This is a genomic window from Veillonella parvula, assembly GCF_001553335.1.
GTDB classification, from domain to species: Bacteria; Bacillota; Negativicutes; order Veillonellales; family Veillonellaceae; genus Veillonella; species Veillonella parvula_S.
In genome coordinates, this window is the sequence record NZ_KQ960798.1 from 94,384 (window position 1) to 94,844 (window position 461).

Consider the following 461-nt stretch of genomic DNA (forward strand, 5'->3'; position numbering starts at 1 on the left):
AAATTAAATGATCCCCATTAGGGGACGGAAACTTAGTTTCAAATTCCCATGTTTTGTTTGTGTTTAAGTCTTTGTTAAATTAAATGATCCCCATTAGGGGACGGAAACTTGTACTTGTTTAGTTAAATTAAATGATCCCCATTAGGGGACGGAAACAGCCACGCACGCCCTTTGTATTAGCAGTAGGAATAATGTAATGTTAAATTAAATGATCCCCATTAGGGGACGGAAACAATGCACAACAGAAATCATCATTTCTACCGCAATAGCCTAGCAGTTAAATTAAATGATCCCCATTAGGGGACGGAAACCATTTCTTAGGTTGTATACAGATGTTGTTGAGATTTGTAACAGGTTAAATTAAATGATCCCCATTAGGGGACGGAAACCATCCTGTTTATAATATGGAATGTCACTGATGACATAACCAGTTAAATTAAATGATCCCCATTAGGGGACGG